The 20,754-nt window shown below is 31.7% G+C and carries 19 protein-coding genes; 10 read left to right on the forward strand and 9 right to left on the reverse strand.

All coding sequences use genetic code 11. The features are described 5' to 3' along the window. Positions 1 to 101 precede the first annotated feature (101 nt). From PW5551_RS06515 to arcC, 10 genes are all read left to right on the forward strand, one after another. Entirely contained in the window at positions 102 to 1,106 is a 1,005-nt protein-coding gene (locus PW5551_RS06515) for a LacI family DNA-binding transcriptional regulator (RefSeq protein WP_113074983.1), read from the forward strand. A 77-nt stretch (positions 1,107 to 1,183) separates the two neighbouring features. Further along, positions 1,184 to 3,883 (forward strand): type I pullulanase, encoded by a 2,700-nt coding sequence (gene pulA / locus PW5551_RS06520; RefSeq protein WP_113074984.1) that lies wholly within the window; start codon positions 1,184 to 1,186, stop codon positions 3,881 to 3,883. A 396-nt stretch (positions 3,884 to 4,279) separates the two neighbouring features. Next, complete coding sequence (locus tag PW5551_RS06525; RefSeq protein WP_113075010.1) at positions 4,280 to 5,158, forward strand: RnfABCDGE type electron transport complex subunit D; 879 nt, start codon at positions 4,280 to 4,282, stop codon at positions 5,156 to 5,158. Beyond that, on the forward strand, positions 5,155 to 5,766 hold the full coding sequence (locus PW5551_RS06530) for an FMN-binding protein (RefSeq protein ID WP_113074985.1): 612 nt from the start codon (positions 5,155 to 5,157) through the stop codon (positions 5,764 to 5,766). Before PW5551_RS06525 ends, PW5551_RS06530 begins: the two co-directional genes overlap by 4 nt. Further along, the gene (locus PW5551_RS06535; RefSeq protein ID WP_199562241.1) at positions 5,766 to 6,377 is read left to right on the forward strand and encodes an Rnf-Nqr domain containing protein; all 612 of its coding nucleotides are present in this window, start codon (positions 5,766 to 5,768) and stop codon (positions 6,375 to 6,377) included. Before PW5551_RS06530 ends, PW5551_RS06535 begins: the two co-directional genes overlap by 1 nt. After that, positions 6,377 to 6,970 carry an electron transport complex protein RnfA gene (locus PW5551_RS06540; RefSeq protein ID WP_113074986.1) on the forward strand — a complete coding sequence of 198 codons (594 nt, stop codon included), beginning with the start codon at positions 6,377 to 6,379 and terminating at the stop codon, positions 6,968 to 6,970. The genes PW5551_RS06535 and PW5551_RS06540 overlap by 1 nt, the downstream gene beginning before the upstream one ends. Before the next feature lie 11 nt (positions 6,971 to 6,981). Further along, the gene (locus PW5551_RS06545) at positions 6,982 to 8,100 is read left to right on the forward strand and encodes an NADH:ubiquinone reductase (Na(+)-transporting) subunit F (protein WP_113074987.1); all 1,119 of its coding nucleotides are present in this window, start codon (positions 6,982 to 6,984) and stop codon (positions 8,098 to 8,100) included. 27 nt (positions 8,101 to 8,127) lie between these two features. Continuing rightward, positions 8,128 to 8,580, forward strand: coding sequence for a hypothetical protein (locus PW5551_RS06550; RefSeq protein ID WP_113074988.1), 453 nt, complete (start codon positions 8,128 to 8,130; stop codon positions 8,578 to 8,580). A gap of 28 nt (positions 8,581 to 8,608) precedes the next feature. Then, complete coding sequence (argF, locus tag PW5551_RS06555) at positions 8,609 to 9,598, forward strand: ornithine carbamoyltransferase (protein WP_113074989.1); 990 nt, start codon at positions 8,609 to 8,611, stop codon at positions 9,596 to 9,598. Between the two features lie 5 nt (positions 9,599 to 9,603). Next, a complete protein-coding gene (arcC, locus tag PW5551_RS06560) occupies positions 9,604 to 10,545 on the forward strand; it encodes a carbamate kinase (RefSeq protein WP_113074990.1) in 942 nt (313 codons plus the stop codon). A 99-nt stretch (positions 10,546 to 10,644) separates the two neighbouring features. Here arcC and PW5551_RS10845 read toward each other — a convergent pair whose 3' ends face one another. The 9 genes from PW5551_RS10845 to hflK all read right to left on the reverse strand — a co-directional run bounded on the left by PW5551_RS10845 (position 10,645) and on the right by hflK (position 20,256). Further along, the gene (locus PW5551_RS10845; protein WP_370445924.1) at positions 10,645 to 10,857 is read right to left on the reverse strand and encodes an IS3 family transposase; all 213 of its coding nucleotides are present in this window, start codon (positions 10,855 to 10,857) and stop codon (positions 10,645 to 10,647) included. 188 nt (positions 10,858 to 11,045) lie between these two features. Then, on the reverse strand, positions 11,046 to 11,474 hold the full coding sequence (locus PW5551_RS06565; RefSeq protein WP_113074991.1) for a hypothetical protein: 429 nt from the start codon (positions 11,472 to 11,474) through the stop codon (positions 11,046 to 11,048). A gap of 162 nt (positions 11,475 to 11,636) precedes the next feature. Then, positions 11,637 to 12,647 carry a mannose-1-phosphate guanylyltransferase gene (locus PW5551_RS06570; protein ID WP_113074992.1) on the reverse strand — a complete coding sequence of 337 codons (1,011 nt, stop codon included), beginning with the start codon at positions 12,645 to 12,647 and terminating at the stop codon, positions 11,637 to 11,639. A 23-nt stretch (positions 12,648 to 12,670) separates the two neighbouring features. Continuing rightward, positions 12,671 to 14,857 carry a 1,4-alpha-glucan branching protein GlgB gene (gene glgB / locus PW5551_RS06575; RefSeq protein WP_113074993.1) on the reverse strand — a complete coding sequence of 729 codons (2,187 nt, stop codon included), beginning with the start codon at positions 14,855 to 14,857 and terminating at the stop codon, positions 12,671 to 12,673. Positions 14,858 to 14,884: 27 nt separating this feature from the next. Then, the gene (gene dprA / locus PW5551_RS06580) at positions 14,885 to 15,793 is read right to left on the reverse strand and encodes a DNA-processing protein DprA (protein WP_146738337.1); all 909 of its coding nucleotides are present in this window, start codon (positions 15,791 to 15,793) and stop codon (positions 14,885 to 14,887) included. Between the two features lie 134 nt (positions 15,794 to 15,927). Then, entirely contained in the window at positions 15,928 to 16,611 is a 684-nt protein-coding gene (locus PW5551_RS06585) for a methyltransferase (RefSeq protein WP_233488461.1), read from the reverse strand. Further along, positions 16,601 to 18,397, reverse strand: coding sequence for a hypothetical protein (locus PW5551_RS06590; RefSeq protein ID WP_113074996.1), 1,797 nt, complete (start codon positions 18,395 to 18,397; stop codon positions 16,601 to 16,603). Before PW5551_RS06590 ends, PW5551_RS06585 begins: the two co-directional genes overlap by 11 nt. Before the next feature lie 3 nt (positions 18,398 to 18,400). Continuing rightward, positions 18,401 to 19,261, reverse strand: a complete 861-nt coding sequence (gene hflC / locus PW5551_RS06595; protein ID WP_113074997.1) for a protease modulator HflC — start codon at positions 19,259 to 19,261, stop codon at positions 18,401 to 18,403. Beyond that, entirely contained in the window at positions 19,258 to 20,256 is a 999-nt protein-coding gene (gene hflK / locus PW5551_RS06600) for an FtsH protease activity modulator HflK (protein ID WP_113075012.1), read from the reverse strand. The genes hflC and hflK overlap by 4 nt, the downstream gene beginning before the upstream one ends. Positions 20,257 to 20,754: the final 498 nt, after the last annotated feature.

A 20,754-nucleotide genomic window follows, 5' to 3' on the forward strand; every position in this document is an offset into this window, starting at 1 on the left:
GGATTCCTAACGATAGTATTTTTATATTTTTGTTAATTTAATCTTTTTTATGATATAATAACAAAAATTATCAGATAAGATTTTTTAAGAGGTGCTAACTAATGAAAGAGAAAAAAAGAAATCCAAATCCAACAATAAAAGACGTAGCCAGGCTTGCTAATGTCGGTATAGCTACTGTGTCAAGGGTTTTAAACAATTCTGATAAAGTTAGCGAAAAAACTAAAGAAAAAGTCATAGAAATTATCGAAGAATTGGGGTACACTCCAAATATTAGCGCTAGAACTCTTTCTTCAAAAAATATCAATTCACTCTCTTTTCTTACTCCAGATATAGGAAATGAATTCTATGGTATTATGTATTCTTTATTAGAAAAAAGAATATCGAACCATAATTATCGTTTAATTGTTTTCCCACTCATAGATCAAATTTCCTTAGAAAAAATAAAACAAAATACAGATCTTGTTTATCAGACTGATGGTGTTTTTATCTCTTCTTTTTCAGTATCAAGTATATTTCAAAATAGAATTCCTCCAAATAAAATAATATTAATAGACTCTTTTGATGAAAGGTTTGATTCTGTTTATGTTGATAACTATGATATTGGAAGAAAAGCTGCTGAGTATTTATTGAAGAATTCTCCCTATAAAAGTACTTTTTATTTGGTAACTTTTAAAGAATTATATAATGAATTTACCTCTTTTGTTTTTAAAAAAAGAGACGAGGGATTTTTAGAAGTTATGGATAAAAATAATAAGGAAGTAAAAATAATATACAGCGATTTAATGTGGGATGGTGGATACAAATCTTTCGAAAAAATAATTAAAAAGAAACCGAGAAACTATCTTTCAATTTTTGCTACTTGTGATATGTTAGGAGTCGGTATTAAAAAATTTTTAGAAGAAAAACGTATGATTCCAAAAAAACACTACTCTTTAATAGGTGTAGATAATCTTCCAATTAGCAGACTTTTCAAACTAACAACTATAAGGCAACCTATCAGCGAAATGGTTGAAATAGCTTATGAAATGTTCATATCTTATTTAAATGGAAGAAATAAGGTTGAACATTTTAAACTTGATGGGAAATTAATAGAAAGAGAAACCTAATCATATTTTTTTTATTTAAAGTGGAAACCTTTCCATTATATAATTTTTTCACAACATTTCTAAGGAGGTAGAAAAGTATGAAAAGAGTAGGATATCTTTTGATTTTGTTAATTCTTGTTTTTTCGTTGTTGGGTTGTTCTGCCGAAGCATCTCAAGATGATAAAACTCCTGTTTTACCGCAAGGTTTAGAACAATCAGTTGATAATGAATTTGAAAGTCTTGCGGAAGGAAAGACAGCTCAAGATTTTGAAGCTGAAACTGTTTTAATAGTACATTATCACAGGCCAGACGGAAATTATGATCCTTGGAACCTATGGATTTGGCCGAGTAAACCCACTTCAAAAGAAGGAGATAGATACTTATTTGAAGGAGAAGATAGCTTTGGTAAATATGCTATTATAGAATTTGATGAGAAACATTCAGAACTAGGTTTTATTGTAAGAACAGATAGTTGGGAAAAGGACGTTTCCGCTGATAGATTTGTGACTATTCCTGAGACTGCAGTTGCTGAGATATGGGTATTATCTGGGGTTGAAAATTTCTATACCGATCCAAAAACACTCGATTTAAGTCCAAGGGTGATTGCTGCTATTATGGATAAATTTGATGAAATTAAAATTGATCTTACAGTACCCTTTGACACTAAAGAATGGGAAGGCAAAGTTGATTTTTATACTTTAGATGGACAAGAGAAAACAAGTTATGAAATTGAAGATGTATATAAAACGGATCCAACAGATCTTTCTATAACCAATAAAATAACTATAAAACTCTCCACACCAATATCTCCAGAGGATATAGATAAGTTATATAAAGTGGAGATTGATGGTTACGTATCTGAAAATTATGTTATTATGAGAAATATATTAGACCAAGAAATTTTTCATTATTATGGAGATGATTTAGGAGTAAGTTATACTCCAAATAAAGCTACTTTTAAGGTTTGGTCTCCTGTTTCTTCAACTGCTTCTTTACTTCTTTTCAATGAATATAATGATGATGAACCTTATAAAACTATCCCTATGAGCAAAAACATAAATGGCGTTTGGGAAGTAACAGTCGATGAAGATCTTAAAGGAAAATATTATTTATATGAGTTTGAATCATATGGAGAGAAAAGAAGAACTATCGATATTTATTCTACTGCGGTTTCAGTAAACTCAAAAAAATCAGCAATAATAGATTTAAAAGACACTGATCCTTTTGGTTGGGAAAATGATGAGAGACCACCTTTAGAAAATATAGAAGATTCAATTATATATGAAATTCATGTCAAAGACTTCACTATTGATGAAAGTTCCGGAGTTCCAGAACAATATAGAGGAAAGTATTTAGGTTTGACAGTTGATAATACAACTGCTCCATCAGGAGTAAAAACTGGTCTTGCCCATTTAAAGGAATTAGGTGTAACGCACGTTCATATAATGCCTATTCAAGACGCAGGATCCTTAGATGAAACTAAATTCGAAGAACAATATGGGTGGGGATATGATCCTTTGGTATATAACGTTCCTGAAGGGATTTACTCTAGTGACCCTTACGATCCTTTAGTTAGAATCAATGAAGTAAAAAAAGTTGTTCAAACTTTTCATGATAACAATATCCGTGTGATTTTAGATGTTGTATATAACCACACCTATCAAGTTGGTAGAAATTCTCCATTTGATCAAACGGTACCTTATTTTTATTACAGGACTGATGATTCACTTAAATATACCAATGGTTCAGGAGTAGGTAATGAAATTGCTACAGAAAGATTTATGGTAAGAAAATACATAGTAGATAGCTTAAAATACTGGGTGGAAGAATATCATGTAGATGGTTTCAGGTTTGATTTGTTGGGATTATTTGACAAAGAAACTGTAGAGACAATTTCTGAAGAGTTACACATAATTCTTCCTGATATCCTTTTGTACGGTGAGCCATGGACAGGGGGAGGACCAATAACTTTTGGAAAAGGAGATCAAAAAGGTTTAGAAGTTGCAGTATTCAATGACGATGTTAGAAATGCCATTAGGGGAAGTGTTTTTGATGCACAAGTTAAAGGTTTTGGATTAGGAGCAGTAGGTCAGCAGTTGAAAATCCAAAGAGGAGTTGTTGGTTCTATAGAGTACAACAGCAGGATTAGATCTTGGGCTGATGACCCTCAAGAAACAATAAACTATGTTTCAAATCATGACAATCATACATTATGGGATAAAAACGCTTTGGCTCTTGGAGTAAGACCATGGGAAGAAGAAATTGATTCTGAAACTTTAGAAACATTAAAGCGTTCTCAAAAATTTTCAAACTCAATGATTTTAACTATGCAAGGAGTTCCTTTTTTGCATGGTGGAGTTGATTTTGCACGAACAAAGAATGGACATGACAATCCTTACAACGTTCTAGAACCAAATATCTATGACTGGAATAGAAAAAGTGAATTTTATGATGTATTTGAATATTATAAAGGAATGATAGAATTAAGAAAAACCCACCCTGCTTTTAGAATGACTAATAGTGAAGATATTATAGAAAAATTACAATTTTTGGAACTTCCAAAAGAATATAGAAAAACCGTTGCATATGTTCTAAAAGATCATGCCAATGGAGATTCTTGGCGAAATATATTAGTTATATACAATGGAGAACCCGAAGATTTTGTTAATATATCTCTACCTGCTGGTAGCTGGAATATAGTTGTAAATGAGAATAATGCCGGAACAACAATTTTAGATTCTGTTTCAGGTGAAGTCAGTGTTCCTCCATTATCGACTTACGTTTTATTTCAAAAATAAATTAAAAATTTTCAAAAATAGGGCAGATTGAACTGCCCCATATCAAGTAGAAACAAAAATTAATAAAAAACTATATACATTTGGATGCTTGGTTTCTGAACTCAGCAGGAGTCAAGCATCCAAGTTTTTTCTGGTGGTTTAATTCCCCTTCCTCGAAGGGGTAAATATAATAGAAATTCCCCTCTTGAGAGGGGAATTAAAGCTAATTCTGCTTCTATGAAGGTAAATCAAAAGCAACTACCCCGTCTGTGACAATAATCGTCACAAAAAATCGACCCATAGTTATTGATATATAAGTTCGATTATGTTAAAATATTAATGTGTTTATTAATATTAATTTTCAAATTTTAATGAGGGGGTGTTTCTGTGGCATCGGGTTTTTTTCAAAAACAAGTTATGATGAGAAAAGTTTTGTACTCGCTGATTCCTATTTACATATTTGCTTTTTACATGTACGGAGTTAGACTTTTATTTCTTTCAATTTTCGTCTATGGTTTTGGTATTTTAACTGAATATATTATGGAAAAATCTAAAAAAAGAAAAGTCAGCGAAGCAGTTTTAGTCACATGTACTTTATTTGTTCTATCTTTACCTCCTGCAACTCCTTGGTGGATTGCAAGTATAGGAATTGTATTTGGCGTTTTGTTTGCTAAAGAAGTATACGGAGGATTTGGTCGAAATATATTCAATCCCGCCATTGCTGGAAGGCTTTTTATTTACATTACCTTTCCAAATATAATGACTCAAGCTTGGCGTCAACCAGGTAATTTTGGAAGAATGATGTCTGATACTATGACTTCTGCTACACCTCTTCAAACGTTAGCTAATGGTGAAAGTATAGGTTTATTCAACGCTTTTTTTGGTCTTCATCCAGGTTCTATGGGAGAAGGGCCAATATTTCTAATTATTATTGCAGCGATATATTTAATATTTACAAAAACTGCAAGCTGGAAGATTATGTTATCAACTTTTTTAAGTGCTGGAATATTAACCGGATTTTTTTCTATTATAGGTATTCAGCAAACTATGCATCCTTTAGAATTTTTGATGTCAGGTAGTTTGATTTTTGTGACTGTATTTATGGCAACTGATCCTGTTACAGCACCAAAAAATGAAACTTCTAAATGGTTCTATGGAATAATTATAGGAGTTACTGCCGTATTAGTCAGATCTTTTTCTCTCTTTCCAGAAGGTACAAGTTTTGGTGTTTTAATGGGAAATACATTTGCTGCTTTACTTGACACTGCATTTGCTAAAAAGAAGGTGAAAGCATGAAAAGAGAAGGAAGAGTTTACACTATTATATTCACCTTTATAATTTCTTTTGTATTTGTTTTTGTTTTGGCGGTAGCCAATGAATTAACCAAAGATACCGTTGCTAAAAATCAAGAGTTATTTCAAATCAAAGCTATACTTTCTGCTATGGGAATAGACTATCAAAACGACGATGATGCCTTCCAAAAATACAATTCTTTGGTAGAAACAGAAACAATAGAAGATAAAATTATTTATAAAGCAAATATAAACGGAGAAGAAGTATATGCAACTATCTTTTCAGGAAGTGGATTATGGGGAACAATAACTGGAGTTTTAGCGGTGAATGATGATGCATCTAGAATAGTTGGAATCGATTTTATCTCTCAAAACGAAACGCCAGGTTTAGGTGGAAGAATTGAAGAAGAATGGTTCAAAGAACAATTTTCCGGATTAAAATTAGTCGATAATAAGATACAAGTTGTCAGAGGAGAAGGTAGCGGAGATTATAATTATGAAAACGGGAAAGTGGATGCCATAACTGGAGCAACAAGAACGTCAGAATCGATAGAAAAGATAGTAAACGATACTATTTCCGAATTAAAAGAAATATTGGGGGTGAATAGTTGATGGCCCAAAAAGATATGATTTCCATAGCTAAAGAAAATTTGTGGTACAATAACCCTGTTTTCATCCAAATTTTAGGAATTTGTTCAACTTTAGCTGTTACTAATACTCTTATAAACACTTCAATTATGACAATAGGGGTAGTTTTTGTTACCGGGTTATCTGCTTTAACTGTTTCACTTTTAAAATCTTTTATACCAAGAAAAGTTAGAATGATAGCACAAACTTTGATAATCTCTTTTTATGTTATAATAGTTGATATCGTATTAAGAGCTTATGTACCTGAAGTAAGTAGGGCGTTGGGTCCTTATGTTGGTCTTATAATTACTAACTGTATAATAATGGGAAGAACTGAGGCATTTGCTCAGTCAAATCCTCCTTTATTGTCTTTATGGGATGGAATAACTACAGGTGTTGGCTATATGTATATTCTTATGATGGTTGCATTTGTTAGAGAATTATTAGGCTTTGGCACACTCTTCGGTTTTCAAGTTTTACCTGATACATTTATAAATTGGACAATTATGGTTATGCCTCCAAGTGCATTTTTCATGTTAGCTATTTTCATATGGATATTGAAAGGTTATATGTTCAGAAAGGAGGTTAAAAAATAATGGCTCCTGATGTTGGACTAATCTCATTGTTCTTTGCTTCTATATTTACAAGTAATATACTTCTTTCAAATTTTTTGGGAATGTGTTCTTTTATTTCTGTATCGAAAGATTTTACCTCTTCAAATGGTTTGGGATTAGCCGTTACTTTTGTTATGACTATAACAACTGCTATTAACTGGCTGGTTTATAATTATTTATTACTTCCTTTTGGATTAGAATATTTAAGGTATATAGTTTTTATAATAGTTATTGCAGCTATCGTTCAAATTTCAGAAATGATTATAGAAAGAATGTCTACAAATTTATACATGAGTTTGGGAATCTTTCTTCCTTTAATAACAGTTAATTGTGCGATATTAGGTGTTGCTTTATTCATGCAAATAAGAAATTATAACTTCTTGCAATCAATTATATTTGGATTAGGTTCAGGTTTAGGTTGGTGGCTTGCGATAGTGTCATTAGCTTCTATCAGAAAGAAAGTTGATAACTCTCCTGTACCAGCTCCATTGAAAGGGCCAGGAATAACTTTAATAACTATAGGACTTATGGCAATGGCTTTTATGGGATTTTCCGGAATGCTAAACGTACAGTGAGGTGAAAATTCATGAATTCAATTTTAACTGCATCACTTTTAATAGGTGGACTTAGTGCTGTTTTATCAGCTTTAATAGTAATAGTTGATAGTATAGTAAATAATTATGGAGAAGTAACTATTGATATAAATAGTGGAAAGAAAAATTTGAAGGTTAATGGAGGGGCTTCACTTCTAACTACATTATCTGAACAAGGGATTTTTATCCCTTCTGCCTGCGGCGGGAGAGGAAGTTGCGGTGCTTGTAAAGTTAAAGTTTTATCGGATATTGGACCAATTTTACCAACAGAGGCACCTCTTTTAGAAAAAGAAGAGATGGAGAATAACGTTCGACTTTCCTGCCAAATAAAAGTTAAATCTGATATTTCTATCGAAATACCAGAAGAGCTTTTTTCTGCAAAAAGGTATAAAGCTAAGGTAACAAAAATTCAAGATATGACATACGACATTAAAGAAGCAAAAATAGATTTAATTGATCCTAATGAGATAGATTTCAAGGCTGGGCAATACATGCAGTTGGTTGTACCTCCTTATGAAAAGATTAAAGAATACACACAAAGAGCTTATTCCATATCTTCATCTCCTAGTCAGAAAAATTCTGTGGAGTTTTTTATAAGGCTTGTCCCAGGCGGTATCGCTACAACTTATGTTCATCAGTATTTAAAAGAAAACGATGAAATAGAATTGGTAGGGCCTTTTGGAGATTTTTATATGAGAGATACTGATGCAGATATGATTTGTGTGGCTGGTGGTTCAGGTCTTGCTCCTATTAAATCTATAGTATCTGATATGTTTGAAAGAGGTATAACCAACAGAAACGTTTGGTTATTCTTTGGAGCAAGAAGTTTAAGAGACCTTTATTATCTTGACTTTTTCCAAGAAAAGGAGAAAAAGTGGGAAAAGTTTCACTTTGTACCAGCTTTATCAGAACCACAACCTGATGATAATTGGAAAGGAGAAGTGGGACTAATAACGGATGTATTAGCAAAGTATTTCAAAGAAAAGATGGACCAAGATACTCAAAAAGAAGGATATTTATGTGGAAGTCCAGGTATGATAAATGCTTGCGTTAAAGTAATGACAGATAACGGCATCGAAGAAGAAAAAATTTATTACGATAAATTTGCATAAAAAGCGCCCATAGGAGGTGTTTTAAATATGAAGATGACTGAAGATTTAAAAAAAGCCGCGGAAAATATGAAACCAGGAATAATAACAGCGGAAGGATTTTTAGGCGATGATGATAGATCTCTTGTTGATATTATAGAAAGTGACGAAGAAAATATTCAGTCTTTAAAAATCAATCTATATGACGATATAAAAAGGATAAAATATCTATTTGAAAAGGGGAAAGAAGCTTTTGATGAACCAATTACCGTTGATAATAAATGGTTGGTAAAAACGGATGAAGCAAGAGGACATTTGCCTTGCCCATTTGAAGATGGAATCTTTAGAAAAGTTAATCTAAGGGTTAAGAATCTTAGAAACAATGAAGAACTTTTTATAACAGATTTATCTCTTCATTTAATAGAAAAACATCATTTCTTTCAGGGGAAAGGTTCGAAGTTCAGGGTAGAACCAGAACAATTAAAAAAAGTTATAGAGGGTTAAATATTTGTATGAGGAGGAGATTTAAGATATGCCAGTAAATTTAAGAGGAAGAAGTTTTTTAACACTGAAAGATTTTTCGCCAGAAGAAATAAAGTACCTTTTAAACCTTTCTCAAAATCTTAAAACAAAAAAAAGGATGGGTATAAAAGGAGATTTATTAAATGGTAAAAACATTGTACTTCTATTTGAAAAAACCTCAACTAGAACTAGATGTGCTTTTGAAGTCGCCGCTTTTGATGAAGGAGCACACGTTACTTTTTTAACCAACAGTCAAATGGGGAAAAAAGAATCTATTGAAGATACAGCAAGGGTTTTAGGGAGATTCTACGATGGAATAGAATTCAGGGGTTTCAAACAAGAAACCGTAGAAACATTGGCAAAATATTCAGGTGTCCCTGTATGGAACGGATTAACAGACGAAGATCATCCAACACAGGTTTTAGCTGACTTTTTAACGATTATGGAAAACTTTGAAAAACCATTATCAAAGATAAAATTTGTATATATAGGTGATGGAAGAAACAACATGGCCAATGCTTTAATGATAGGTGGTTCAAAAATGGGCATGGACTTTGTAATAATCTCTCCAAAAGAGCTCTTCCCTAACAAATCATTAGTTGATGAAATGGAAATAGTTGCAAAAGAAAACGGTGGAAAAATCACGATATCTGATAAACTTGATTCTGTTGTAAATGCAGATGTTATATACACAGACGTGTGGTTCTCCATGGGAGAAGAGGATAAGATACAGGAACGTTTAAACTTATTAACACCTTATCAAGTCAATATGGACTTAATTAAAAGAACAAACAATCCTGATGTAATATTTTTGCATTGTTTACCATCTTTTCACGATACAAAAACAGAGATGGGGAAGATGGTATATGAAAAATACGGTATTGAAGAGATGGAAGTTACCAATGAAGTATTCGAAAGTAGATATTCTAAAGTATTTGATGAAGCAGAAAACAGAATGCACACCATAAAAGCAGTCATGGTTGCTACACTGGTAGGTTGATATGAATGAGTGAAAAATTGGCAATAGTTGCTATTGGAGGGAACGCTCTAATTCAGCATAAAGAACCCCCCACAGCAGATAATATATTCAAAAATTTAGAATTTACATCCAAATGTTTATTAGGTCTTATAAAAAAAAGTTATAAAATTGTAGTTACACATGGCAATGGTCCCCAAGTAGGTAATATATTACTTCAGCAAGATATAGCTAAAGAGGTAATTCCTCCTTTTCCATTAGATGTAAATGGTGCAATGACACAAGGTTATATTGGTTACATGATATCTCAATCATTGAAGAATGTTCTTGAAAAAGAAAATATTGAAAAAGACGTTTCCTGTGTCGTAACTCAAGTTTTAGTTGATAAAAATGACTCCTCTTTTCAAAATCCTTCAAAACCCGTAGGGCCATTCTACACTAAAGAAGAAGCTGAAACTTTAATTAAAGAGAAAGGTTGGAGTATGGTTGAAGATGCGGGAAGAGGTTGGAGAAGAGTTGTTCCTTCACCTTATCCTCTTGATATAGTAGAAATCAAAGCTATAAAAAAACTTGTTAAAGATAATCATATTACTATTGCAGCTGGTGGTGGTGGAATACCGGTAATAAAAGAAGATGGCAGCCTAAAAGGTGTCGAAGGAGTTATAGACAAAGACAGAGCATCGGCTTTATTAGCAGTAGAACTTGATGCAGATGAATTTATTATCTTAACTGCTGTAGAAAAAGCATACATAAACTTCAAAAAACCAAACCAAGAAGCTTTATCAAAAATATCTGTTACAGAGGCAAAAAAATACATAATGGAAGGCCATTTTTCTAAAGGCAGTATGTTACCTAAAATTGAAGCATGCATTGACTTTGTAGAAAAGACTGGAAGAAGTGCGTTAATAACTGATTTAAAAAAGTTAGAAGAAGCTATGGATGGTAAAACAGGTACAATAATCACAAAATAACAATATCAGCTTAAATTCCCATTTTTGAAGGGTTAATATAATAGAATTCCCCTCTTGCTGAACTGCCCCATGTCAAGTAGACACAAAAATTAATAAAAACTATATACATTTGGATGCTTGGTTTCTGAACTCAACAGGAGCCAAGCATCCGAGTTTTTTCTGAAATCTATTTTCGTTATAAAAACAGTGAAATTCCCTTTTCTCGAAGGGGTGGATGCAGCGTTTTGTACTGCAGACGAGGTAGTCACTCTTTAATTTGCTTTTAGCAAATTGAAAATCCAATTCAAAAGCAACTACCCCGTCTGTGACCACACCCTGTCAGACTTTCAGTCTGACACCCCTCTCAAGAGGGGAATTCTATTATATTAACCCTTCAAAAAGGGGAATTAAACCTCAACAGCAGTTTTGTAATTTTTATTAATTACGTGTCTACTTTGGAGGTATCATATCAGTACAAGGGGAATTTAATTATCTTTTATTTAAGTATCTTTTTTAAAAAACTAAAATTTAAATATCATTCCTGCGCCCCCGCTAAGATTAAATTTAGGCTCAGGGATTACATTAAAACTTGGGGCAAATTCTAAAAAGAATTCAAGCGGAGATTGGGGTATAGCATAGTTAAGAGAAACAGGAAATCTTACTCCAAAATTCAATCCATCCCCAATACCTATATGAACTCCCCCTCCATATCCAAGGTCAATAGCACCAAATGTTCCTTTTGATATAGAGTTATAATCAAAGCCCAACCATAAGTAATCTTCTGTAAAAGACCAAGCAGCAGTTATCCCTATGAAAGTTGTTGAACTTGTGTAACTTCTAATATATAGCCCGGTTGGATCTCCAACTTTTGCTCCTAAACCTAATGGGGCAGTGAAAATCACCGACGATAATACCACTAATATTCCTAAAATGATTAATGCTTTTTTCATTCTTTTTCTCCTCCTAAAATTATTTTTAAGAACAAAATACAACCAAAACATAAATTATTTCTAAATACTTTTCTTAGTTAAAAACTATTATATAATAATTAACTAAAATTTTCATTAAATTTCCTAAAATGTTTCATTTATCAATAATTCAACGTATTTTTTCTAATATTCTCCTTTTTCTTTTAATTTTTGCGATATCTTTCTTACTTCTTGAGATTTCTCTTCTGTAGTTATTAGAATTCCGTCTTCTCCTTCAACTACGATTATGTTTGATAATCCTATTATTCCAACATGCTTGTTTGATTTTACATAAACATTTTCCCCATCTATGATTTCTACATTTTCGTTTTTATCAGAATATCCCAATAGTTCCCTCACGGATACCCAGCTTCCAACATCCGACCACTTAAAATCCGCTTTTACTACATAAACATTTTCTGATTTTTCTAAGAGAGCATAATCTATACTTATTTTTTTGACTTCGGGCATGATTTTTCGCAAAGTATCGGTGTCTTTTGGTGAGATACTTACTAATTTAGTATATATGTCAGTTGTATGTTTTTTCATTTCCTTTAAAAAAGTATTTTTATTCCATACAAACATTCCACTGTTCCAAAAGAAGTTTTCTTTTGATAAAAAATCTTTAGCAGTTTGGAGATTCGGTTTTTCTTTGAAAGATTTAACGTCATAAATATTTTTACTAATATATTTTCCTGCTTCTATATATCCGTATCCTGTTTCAGGTCTGTTTGGATTTATTCCTAAAGTAAATAGACCGTTATATTTTTTTGCTCCTTCAATTGCTAAATTTAATGTTTCCCAAAATTTTTCTTTTTCAGGGATATAATGATCTGCGGGAAGTATTGTGACTATTTCATCTTCTTCAGCTAGCAATGTCCCTAGCATACAAGCAGGGGCAGTGTTTCTTGGAATAGGTTCCAAGATTATATTTCCTTCGGGAATCTCTGGTATTTCTTTTGTTGTTAAATCTAAATACTTCTCTGAAGTTATTATGAAAATATCGTTTTTATTTAATTTATAATTCATTCTTTCAAATGTTTCTCTGATTAAAGATTTATCTGAAAAGAGTTTTAAAAACTGTTTTGGTTTTTTTGAAGTTGATAATGGCCAAAACCTTTCTCCTGATCCACCTGCTAATATTATTGCTTTCATATTTACCTCCTTTTTTGCTGAATTTATTTTTGAATATATTGGAAGTAAAGTCCAGCTAAAGGTGGTAAAGTAATTATAATTGACTGCTCTCTTCCGTGCATAGCAATATCTTGTGAGAAAACCTCTTTAGGATTATCTACGTTACTTCCGTAATAATCTGACCAATCTGTGTTTAGTATTTCTTGGTAGGCTCCTTTTTTTGGAACTCCTATTCGATAATTTTCTCGTGGTACAGGTGTAAAATTGAATATACATACCAACAATTCATCTTTATTCTTTGATTTTCTACAGAAAGATATTACACTATTATCTGAATCACTGAAATCGATCCATTCAAAGCCTTCATAGTTAAAATCTATTTCAAATAAAGAGTTATGTTGTTTGTATAATATATTTAAGTCTTTTAGGAATTTTTGTAATTTATTATGTGGTTCGTATTGTAATAAATGCCAATCTAAACTAAAATTACAGTCCCATTCTTTTCTTTGAGCTATATCTGATCCCATAAACAATAATTTTTTACCCGGATGAGCAAACATATATGAGTAAAAGAGTCTTAGGTTTGCAAATTTCTGCCAATCGTCTCCAGGCATTTTTTCAAGAAGTGACCTTTTACCATGGACCACTTCGTCGTGAGAAATAGATAAGATAAAGTTTTCAGAAAAAGCGTAAACCAGTGAAAATGTAAGATCATTTTGATGATACTTTCTGAATATAGGTTCTTTGCTAAAATACCTTAGGGTATCATTCATCCATCCCATGTTCCATTTGAATAGAAATCCTAATCCACCCTCATGTACAGGAGTTGTTACTCCTGGAAAAGCAGTTGACTCTTCTGCTATGGTCATTATACCAGGAAATTGCTGATAAGAAACCGTATTTAGATGTTTAATAAAATCTATTGCTTCTAAGTTTTCTCTACCACCGTATTTGTTTGGTATCCATTCTCCATCTTTTCTACTGTAATCTAAGTAAAGCATAGATGCAACAGCATCGAATCTTAATCCATCAATATGGTATTTATCTAGCCAAAATAAAGCATTTGCTAATAAGAAGTTTTTTACTTCATGCCTTCCATAGTTAAATATATAGGTTCCCCAGTCTTTGTGCTCACCTAATCTAGCATCATAATGTTCGTAAAGGGCTGTCCCATCGAACCTTCCTAAAGAATGTTCGTCTTTCGGGAAGTGTCCAGGTACCCAATCAACAATTACCCCTATATCGTTTTGATGCATTGTATCAACAAAGTACATAAAATCTTCAGGTTTACCAAATCTACTAGTTGGGGCGTAATACCCTGTTACCTGATATCCCCAGGATATATCTAAAGGATGTTCGCTAACTGGCAGTAATTCTATATGAGTAAAATTATGTTCTGTAACATATTTTGCAAGTTTATCGGCTAATTCGCGATAATTTAAGAATTCGCTCCCATCTTTTTTTGCCCAAGACCCAAGGTGTACCTCATAAACTGAGATAGGTTCTTCTAACCAATTCTTGCTTCTTCTTTCATTCATCCATTTGTCATCGTTCCATTTGTGTTTGTTGTTAATATCATAGACAATAGCAGCTGTTTTCGGTCTAACTTCGAAATATTTCCCATATGGATCTGTTTTTAATACCAGATTTCCGCTTTGTGTTTTAATTTCAAATTTGTATAGATCGCCTTCAACAACCCCAGGTATAAATATCTCCCATATGCCTGATTGTCCTAAAACTCTCATTTGATGAACCCTTCCATCCCAATTGTTAAAGTCCCCTACAACGCTTACTCTCCTAGCATTTGGAGCCCATGTAGAAAATAAAACACCTTTTGTTCCATTTAATTCCATTAAATGAGAACCTAGTTTTTCGTATACCTTATAATGATTTCCTTCATTAAACAAATACCTATCGTATTCTGAAATTACAGGTAGAAATGAATATGGGTCTTTATATGACCACTTTTGACCATCGTATGAAAGACATTCCACTATATACTCAAAAATTTCACTTCGCGATATTTTTTTCTCAAATAGTCCTGCTTCGTGTATTTTTTCAAGTTTAATCTTTTGATTATCAAAGATTATATAAGCTTCCTTAGCAAAAGGTTGTAATACTCTCATAACTAAATTTGAGTCGTCTAATTTTCTCAGCCCTAAAAATATGAAAGGATCATGGCAATCTCCATTGACAAGCATCTTAATCTCTTCATTTGTTAATATAGCCATCACTTCCACCTCCTGAAGAACTTATATTTAATTCATATAGAAATAAGTTCCATTTTCTTGTCCTATTTTTCCATCAATTTCAAGTTGCATTAAAAGAGATAATATCGAGGAAACATCTTCTTTTAGAAAATCACAAATTAAATCTAGCGTATTTTTTCCTTCTGATATTAACTTTAGAATTTTATTTTCTAAGTTGGTATTTTCTTCCTTGCCAGAAAAATATTGCCCTTCTAAATTAGTATATCCGAACATTTCTCTAAGTTGCTCCATAGAAATCACTGGAGTTGCTCCAGAATATATCAAATAATTTGTTCCGTATGAGTTTACTCTTGTTATATCACCAGGTATTGCTAATACTTCTCTTCCATAGTCTAAAGCATATCTTGCGGTTATTAGTGAACCACTTTTCTTAGCTGCTTCTACTACGATGGATCTTTCAGATAGTCCTGCTATTATACGATTTCTGTATGGAAAAGTGTATCTTGTTGCTCTTGTCCCTGGAAAATATTCTGAGATTATCAAGCCTTCTTTTTTAATTTTATTATATAACGATTCGTTTGATTTTGGGTAAATAATATCTATTCCGTTTCCTAAAACAGCTATGGTTTTCTTTGATCGCTTTTGAGCTATAGAATCTATACCATATGCCATCCCACTTACTATTGTATAACCATTAAGGTTTTTGACAATTTCTTCACATATTGATTTTCCATATTCCGTAGGTTTCCTAGTACCAACAATTGATACAGTTTTACTTTTTAAAAGGGATATGTCTCCAAAATAATAAAGAATTACAGGAGGATCGTTAATGTTTTTTAAAAGATCTGGATACTCGTCATCCCAATAAGTTATTATTCCCAAATCTCGAATTTTATTTAATTTTTTGACGATAGATTTTTTGTTTTCTTCAAAATCTTCTTTGAATAAAGTAGGCATTTTACCATCCTTGGAATAAATCAAGAGCTCCGTATTTGATTTTTTATAGCATTCTTTTAGGGTAATAATATCCAGAACATTCAAATAATTTAAACCCCTTTCAAAATGTATTTGATAATATTCTTAATGATTGTTTAATTTTTTCCAATCCGAAAAAAAATAGGAGAGTGAATAATTAAGTTTCTACCCCCGTTTTTTCTAAATACTATGGAAACAAGTTGAGCATCATTTTTTTTATCCCCATATGCTACATATATATGCTGTGCTTTTAAGTGATTTTTTTCTAAAAGAACTACTGTATCGGATAAAATATACGGATGAATTACCAAAGAACCTAAACTTTTATTTTTCAGAAGATACTTCGAAGCATATAAAAAGTTATCAAGAATTTCTAAATTTTCTGATGAACGGGCAGTTCTTCTATCTTCTAATTTATTTTTTATACCATCAAAATAATGCGGAGGATTAAAAATTAAGTAATCAGCAACTTCGGTATTGAATTGTTCTTTAATGTTTTTAACAGATAGATTGTAAAATTCTACATTTGTTGATTGGTTGGCATTTTTATTTTTTAATGAACACTCATATAACTTTTTTTGTATCTCAATCCCTATTATTTGACTTTTCGGATAAATTTTCCCTAAAACCAAACTTACATGACCTATACCGCTTCCCAACTCAAATATCTTAAAATTTTCCTTTGCAAAACAAGTTAATAACAGTAATACACTAGCGTGTGTTGGCAAATGACTTTCGTTAGGAGTTTCAAGTTTTAAATTTCTATAAATATGGTCAATTTGTCTTATTTTATCTTCCATCATCATTAGTTATAACAGTACCTCTTTCTTGAAGTATTATATTTGGTATCTTCCCATTATTAACAAATACAGAGAATTCTCTAATACTTGCCTGCGCGATTTGAGAATTTATGGAGTTCAAATAAGAAAAAGATGAAATATTTAATAGCCTTATACCCGTGTTTTCTAATACTGTTCTGGTATTAATAGAAGTGGTTAATAAATCTATGTTAGAATCAGCAATAAAAGCTTCTTTGGTGTTTTCTAAAGAAATTTCTTTTAGACTGGAATCTAGGATGTAAACCCCAGATGAGTTTATTACTTGAATGTAATTACTACTTTTACCATCATATATGCATACTCTTTCAGTGTTTTCTATTTCGATAAAACCATAATCATCTATAGAAACATTTTTTAAAAAAAGCAAACTTCCATTTCCCGTTATTTTTATTCCTTCAAGATCCGTGTCATAAAAAATTACTGTTCCTCCATTTAGTCTTATTTCTCCATCCCCAAAAATGTTAGTTTTCTCTGCTCCAGGCATCACATACAAAGTACCTTCAACTAGTATAACCGATCCATTATAAAATCTAATAGAGCTTCCTGATTCAATAATCATTTTTCTGTTTTCAGAAAGTAAAATATTTGAAGCTACTACATATGGAGAATTCATATGAGACAAAAAAATATTTTCATCTACTCTTCTGATAGTTTCAGATGTATAAAGTCGAAAATTATCCGCAACTGAAATTATAGGTTCAGAAGGGAATCCGTGAGTATTATTACTTGTTACACCTCTAATAAACAAAATGTTTTCATGTGGATTTTTTAAAAAATTATTTTGTATATTGTATACTTCTTTCCAACCAAATATTTTCTCATAATTTTCAATAGAATATTTTTGAAAATCCTGGTCATACTTCCAGGATATATAATCTACTTCATTTGAAATTAGCGTAGTCGCAACTTTAGGATACCTTGGTATAGATTGATCTACTTCTACTTTCATAAATTTTTGAGCCATGTTCTTTTTAGAATCAAAAACCATAACGGTGGCTTCTTTAGAATGGTACAATAGTGATTCTGAAATGTATTCGACTTGATTTCCATCATCAATAAAAATTAGAAAGGTATCATCCCAGTCATCGATTATATCTAAATAACTTTCGGAAAAGACATTAACTTTTAGTGTATCAGAATTTATAATCGGAGGCTTGTCTACATTGGTATCTATTTCAAAAACATTAGTAAAGAAATTATTCACATCATCTTTAAAAATAATTTTGAAAGTCTCGATACCTTTATTTTTCTCTAAATCAATAAAAAAAGTTTCTTTATTAGATGAGGAGGTTGCTATAAGTGTTTCATTTTGAAACAATTTGGCCACTGAAAAATCATTATCTTCCAAAAAATACTCGACGATCAATGTACCCTTATCCAAATTATAGTTAAAATAGGAAGGCGAAGGAGGAGTGTTATCATAAACTATAGTTGTTGAATAATCCGTAATTAATCGTTTCCTGTTATCCAAAAAATTAATAGTTAATTTATGTTCTCCTTCTTCTAAACCTTCTAAATATATATCTTGTGTTATTTCAAAAGTATCGTAATAAGAATCATTTGTAGTTATTTCTACAAATTCTGTGTAAAAGTTGGTTTGCAATCTCAAGGGGTAGTTGCCAGAAACTTTATTGTTGAGTTCTATCCCTAAATTAGATTTATTCTGGTTCAAAGGAAAAATGGATTCACAACCCACTAATATGATTATTAAAGTTATGGGAATTAAAACCTTAACCAAGAGTTTCAAATATTATTCCACCTCATAAAAATATTTCAACAAAGGTGAATCGTTTGGAAACACCAGTATACTATCCTTGAAAGAATCTTTATAAATATCTGTTATTTTTTGTAATTCATAAAAGTCTGTATCAAGAGAATATGCCTCTGAATAGATATTGATAGCACTAGCTTCACCTGTACCTCTAATTATATTGGCTTCTTTTTCTGCTTCAGAAACTATTATGCTTGCTTGTTTATCTGCCTCAGCTTTCATTCTTTGAGATTCCTTTTCACCCTCGGCTCTTAATTGTGCAGCCATCGCGTATCTTTCGCTTTTCATTCTTTCATACACTGCTTCGGTGTTTTCTTTAGGAAGATCGGTTCTTTTAAGTCTTACTTCTACAACTTCAATTCCGAAACTTTTTAAGGAATTAGAGCTTCTTTTTTTAATTTCCTCCAAAATAGCTGGTCTTTCAGTGGATAAAACTTCCAAGAAATTGTAATTTCCGATAACATCTCTAGCATGTGAATATACAATGTCATCAATCCTTGTTAGAGCAACTTCAACAGTTCTTAGAGTCTCTATGAATTTTTGAGGATCTTCTATTCTCCATATTGCATAAGTATCTGCTAGTATAGTTCTTCTATCAGAAGTAATTACCCTTTCAACTGGAATGTCGTAAATCATTAACCTTTTTTCAAACTTCTCAACATTATCTACAAATGGAACTTTAGTATATATACCCGGTTCTGTTCTTATACTTTTAATATTTCCAAATCTAAGAACGATTGCTTGTTGAGTTTGATCTACAATATAGAAGGAAGTAAGAGCAAAAAATATTCCTAAAAAAACCACTATTATAACTACGGCCCAAAGTGTCATATTTTTCATTGTTGTTCACCACCAATTATCTCACTTAAATTCAAGAAGTTTAAAGTATCACCCTTTTCAGAAATAACTTGCATTTTTGAATTCTCTATCATCTGCTGAACAGAATCCAAAATCAACCTTTTTTTCGTTACTTCTTCGGAATTTTGATATTCTTCCAGTAAGGCTTTGAATCTTTCAGCCTCTCCAGTTGCTTTAGCAACTTGTTGATATGCATAAGCTTCAGCATCGTTTATGATTCTTTGAGCTTGTCCTTCAGCTCTTGGAATAACATCGTTGGTATATCTTTGAGCTTCGTTTATAAACGTTTGTTGATCCTGTCTTGCATTATTTACATCATCAAAAGCAGGAACTACAGGAGCTGGAGGGGTAACTGCTTGTAAATATACATTTTCTATCTGAACTCCCGAGTTGTAACTATCCATTATTTCTTGTATTGTTTGTGAGGTTTCCATTGCAATTTTATCTCTTTCTATTGTCAAAACCTTTTCCAACTCTGATGAGGCAACTTTCTCTCTTAGAACGCTTTCAGCGGTTGATTTTACAAGATCATAACCTTGAATAACATTGAAAGCGTATGCTACAGGGTCATTTACCTTATACTGTACTACCGCTTCAATACTAATAATATTTTGATCCCCAGTAATCATCTCAGCCTCTTCATTAACACTTCTATAGGAAGGAGTCCTTCCATCGCTCGTTGTTCGAAATCCTATTTCAATTTTGTTTATAGTTCTTACATCAACTATAACATGAGATTGAAAAGGAACAGGAAGATGAAAATGTATTCCGGGTCCTGTTGTTGAAGTATATTCTCCAAATGTCTTAACCAACGCTACTTCTGAAGGCCCTACCTGATAAACACCTGTTAGCATATAAATACCTATAGCAACAATAATAGCAACTATTATTATATTTTTCCACCATCCAGAGCCTCTGCCTTTTTTAGTTTCATTTTTAAACTCATCATTAGGATCAAATATTTCGTACTCAGCCAACATAAACACCTCCATAAAAACAAAATAAAAGACTTAATTAAGATTATAACACAAAAGTTGCCTTCAATGATATATTTTTTTACAAGAAAAAAATTTAGTTTGTGACCGTGTTTTTCAATTAAAATCAAGATGTGGGTATGAAAATATTTTCTTGCTTGCAAGATGTTTTTAGTATTATTGAAATTTTTTTCATTATTTGGGAATAAACAGTAATATTTTTATATAAATGCTTTTAATCAAATCTTATCTTACTTGACAATTATAGGTAATATCTATTATAATAGATATATAGTTTTGACTTGTTGAAATTATTGTTCTAAGTTTGAAAAATGTTTGATTTTTTAAGTACTTATTATTTAGCAAAAGTAATAGGAGTTAATAAATATGTTGCACAAATTCAGAGACTTTAAAAATCAGAATTTTCTAAAAATAAGTCTAAGAATTTGAAATGGATCTAAGGCGTTTTAAAATTTTTAACGACAGTAACACAAATTGTAA

The organism is Petrotoga sp. 9PW.55.5.1 (assembly GCF_003265365.1).
Classification (GTDB): Bacteria; Thermotogota; Thermotogae; order Petrotogales; family Petrotogaceae; genus Petrotoga.